Annotated in this window: 2 protein-coding genes; both read right to left on the minus strand. The window is 53.2% G+C overall.

Annotated features, from left to right (window positions below; genetic code table 11):
• Positions 1-355: 355 nt before the first annotated feature.
• Complete coding sequence (locus tag SB786_RS35325; RefSeq protein WP_410731453.1) at positions 356-793, minus strand: very short patch repair endonuclease; 438 nt, start codon at positions 791-793, stop codon at positions 356-358.
• A gap of 9 nt (positions 794-802) precedes the next feature.
• Positions 803-4207, minus strand: coding sequence for a hypothetical protein (locus tag SB786_RS35330; RefSeq protein WP_410731454.1), 3405 nt, complete (start codon positions 4205-4207; stop codon positions 803-805).
• Positions 4208-4329 lie beyond the last annotated feature (122 nt).

A 4329-nucleotide genomic window follows, 5' to 3' on the forward strand; every position in this document is an offset into this window, starting at 1 on the left:
CGGGCGCACGACGCAAAGCAGCAGTTTTTAACCTCGGACTCTAACTGCAGTTCGGACTAAAACCGGGGGCAGGTCACCCGAGCGACGTGATTTAGCGCACATAGTGCATTTGATGCGTCTTATTTCAGACTGTCTCAGGTGCTTTAATCTTCGGTTGAGAGCAGCTTATCGGTTCGCTGGTTGCGATACTTCGCCACTGGAAGAAGTAGACTTTAAGATCGAGGAATTCAAATCCGGCATGAAATCGACCTATGAGCACTGGTTGAAAATCGAATACGGACCTTCGTCAGATTTTTCGGAACACAACATGGCGTGAGCGTGACAACCTGGAAATTTTAACCGACGACTCACCTTACTAATCAATTTGCAAAATTTGCGATTTAATTTCGATTGCAATCCTTTTCCCAGTTAACTCGATTTTCTGCCTTGTCGAGAGCTCACATTCCCACGCAACGAGAACCTTCCACCCTAGCTCGTTAAGTTGTGCAGAAACCCGTTTGTCTCTATCAATATTTTTCTTGAATTTCTCCATCCAGAATTGCGTGTTGCTCTTGGGAATGGTGGCAATACTGCACCCAGCATGTTGATGCCAGAAACAACCATGGACAAATACAACAGTCTTGTAACGTGGAAATACTAGGTCAGGTTTTCCTGGAAGACCGGCACCGTGAAGGCGGAAGCGTAACCCTAGTCGGTGCAGGGCCCTCCTCAGTGCCAGCTCGGGCTGGGTGTCCCTCCCTCGGATCAGGGACATCCGTTTCGAGCGCTCTCTGGGAGAAAGAAAATCGACCATCGTATTGTCTTATGTATTCGTGGGGGCAACCTTCGACAGTTCGTAGAATGGCGTCCCCCTAATGAATTCCCCAGCGACGTCATGCGTCTTATAAAGACACTCGTGCAGACCCAGCGCCTTGATACGCTCAGCAGCCTGTTGCAAGGCGGCCGGATCGCTCAAACCAAGCGGCCCGAGATCCTTCCCGGATAGGTTCGGTACCTTGTGCAGAAACCATGTGAGCAACATCTCACGGTAGTCCGTGGCCCCAGCCTTGAAATGACTAAGGTACTGGGATGCAAGGATAACGCCCATGCCGAATTCACGCCCCTGCAGCAACACTTTCCGCAAGACATCAAACTCGTATTGCATGATGTTGTCCGCTTCGTCCACGAGAAGCATCGAATCCACAACTCGCATGTCCCCGTTCATCCCAAGAAACGGACGCTTCGGGACCTTTAGCATGCGCTCATAGAAGACGTTGAGCATGATTGCAACCAACATGTTCTTGGTACGATCGTCCTGACCAAGGTCGTTCAACGCAATGACCACGACCCCCCTCAGGAATTCGTCTGATTTGGTAATCGTGGCTCGGTCCTCGGCGAACAGCTCCATGTCGATGATGTCGCCAAGGATGCCTGAAAGAGAATCAACGCCACCTTTCAGAGCCGCCACATAGTTACGATGAACATCGTGAATTGTTGGATACGTTCCGTCCGCGTACGTCTTGTAAGCATCCTTGATCGCGTTCTTCAGCCTGTCGCGTTGCACTGGCCCAATTCCGGGATAGATTTTGTCCAACACATCTGCAAAGAAACGATAGCGCTCAAGCCAAGGGCTAACTGCTTGTGATGACGCAGATAGGTCAAACAAGTTTAATGGTAAGTTATGCGGCTTGATCACGCGTGCGCCAGTGGCCACAACGAAATCCTTGGCACTATAGTCCTTCTTGTAGTCGAAAATGAGGACATTGGGTCTAACGCCCCTATTCCCGCCCTCGCCACTGGCGATTTGATACACAAGTGACTTCAGCAGCTGGGTCTTGCCCGTACCAAGATCGCCTACGACGCCCATGTTCATTTGGTTGAGCGCTGTGTTACCTAGATTGAGGTGACGGACTTGAGACCGAAAGCCATCTAGAGTGGCCCCGACTATCAAGTCCAGCCCCGTTTGGCTGGAACCATCAGTTACGTCCTGAGCTGCTGCCACAGACATTTCCTGTTTGGGTACAAGCGCCTGAGGCGTTTCCAATTCGGTGGCACTGAATTTCTGCTGTTGGCCTGTGACGCCATCATATCTTGTCACAGGCGTCATCGTCGGCGCATCTTCCGGCGCAAGGACTGCTTTCGTGGGCTCGACCGTCGGAGGCGGTTGTGTAAGCGTGGCGGCATCAGCAGTCACCACTGACGGCAGCAGACTCCAATCGGACAAGGTGTCCCTCATCAACTGGTATAAAGCACTCGCCTGACTACGAACAATAAGGCTCGCGTCTTTCTGCGACAGCTCAATCGTCTCGGAGAAGCCATCGTTATCGGTGTCGCGTGGACCACTATTAGCGGTCCCGTCGATTACGATCAATCGCCCATGGTCATCTATTTCCACAGCCATCTCCGAAGAGAGAATTGCCTCCATGACCTTGGATTGCAAGCCAGACCATTCGCTAGCACGACCGCTTTCCGCCAAATGCTGGCTGTATACGCGGAAACCATATCCAATCATCGAAACAATCAAGTTCTGGTATGCCAACCGCCAAAGCAACATTTCCTGATCATCGGAATAAACTTGCCGCAAAGCATGCAACAAGTTGGACAAAGACCTTGCCTGCCCTAGCGCTTCCTGGCGCAGTCCAGCAGCCATCTGCTCATCGCCACCACGATTCTTCACTTCGACCGGGGTTAACTTACATCTGACAGACGAATCGCTGATCACCAAGCCAACCACGAACAGATCCGGGCGCTGCATGCTTGGTTTCTTGATGGCCCTCCCAAGATCATCTAGATAGCGCTGGAATGGGTCGACGGGGATCACCAGGGTGATCTGGTGCTCACCATCGTTTTCTACCCATGGATGCAACAAGCCATCGATCCCGCCGGACGTCCTGAAGCTATCCTGTAACAATCGGGTTGCAACAAACAGGCCTAGTTCCCCAGCGGCTCCGGAATTGCCAGCTGACAGTCCACGCACGGTTGGGATGCCACGTCGTGCGACTTCGTGAACGATGGCGGACAATTGCTCACGCGAGAGATCACCACATTCTGGCAAGCGCTTTAGCACTATCCGCATCGTCTCGATATCCAAATCACTGATACTCGAGAGCAGGTAATAGCCGTTGCTATCGCCAGACCTACCAGAATACGACGGCAGCTCATAGTCCCAAAGGTAAGTACCTTTAAGCCAATTGCCAAGGAAGCAGGCAGGATCCACCGCCGAGGAGGAAACAGCCACAAATTCCGCCTTTTCCAACGACTTCTTGACTGCATTGATGCTGGGTGCAAAGACATAGCCCATCGGACTCAATGCCCAGCCTTCTAGCCTAGCAATTGCCTTTGCCGTATTGTCTGCGATGCCATCGCCGGATATACATGCCGGGCCTGCGACGCGTGATTCACAGAGGAATTGGCCACCACCGGTTTTTTGTTGTTCTCTGATCCTTGCCCGAACCAAACCGCCCACACCAAGCGGAGACGACAGCTTTGTTGGCAAGGCAGCGGCATTCGAGGTCTCCAGTTGCGCAATGATGGCGAGATCGTGCGAATCGGTCGACTCAGGGGCCGAATACCATTGAAAGGCATTGGAGGTGTCCTCTGCCAGATTCGCGACCTCTGCATCGTCCGGGCGCACGTCCTCGCCCCTTTCGTCGAACACATGGACTTCACTCGCGCTAATGCTTAGCACGCTGCGACGGCTGCTACTCTCGTCTGAAAAATGCTCACGCCCCCAAGACAAGATGCCTTCATTACAAGCGTTGTTTTGGCCAGCCGCACTGGAAACCAACACACCTATGACCGGCTTGGCAACCAGCATCTCGCAGATATCATCCATTGCACGATGAACCTGTGAAACACTAAAACCGCTTGAGATGCCACCAACCAACAGCCCCATCTCGCGGTCCAGTGGGGCAGATGCTCCCGACCTGGCCAATCGATCCAATCGGCTGGTGTTCCAGAGAATTCCCCAGTAATCGGAGCTGCACTCCACCGAGAAATACACGACATCATGCATACCCCCGGTGGCGTCACGCAGCGGCAGCACGATGGCGTCCGGCACGCAGTCCGAGTCCATGATGGTGGCCGCCGGGCAGGGCAGCTTTCTAGATGCCAAATACATCGCACGTTGCGCGAGGCATTGCCAGGCGAACCGGATCGGGTGGAGGGGCGAAACAATAATCGCGGTCGGGATTTGCTCCAGCGTTACACGATCGCTTTCCAGTCTCATCACTAAACCGATGTCGCACCAGCACGCTTCCGTTGGTGACGACGATGACCTGCCCCCGGTTTTAGTCCGAACTGCAGTTAGAGTCCGAGGTTAAAAACTGCTGCTTTGCGTCGTGCGCCCGG

It is taken from the genome of Burkholderia sp. SIMBA_062 (assembly GCF_046534765.1).
Lineage (GTDB): Bacteria > Pseudomonadota > Gammaproteobacteria > Burkholderiales > Burkholderiaceae > Burkholderia > Burkholderia ambifaria.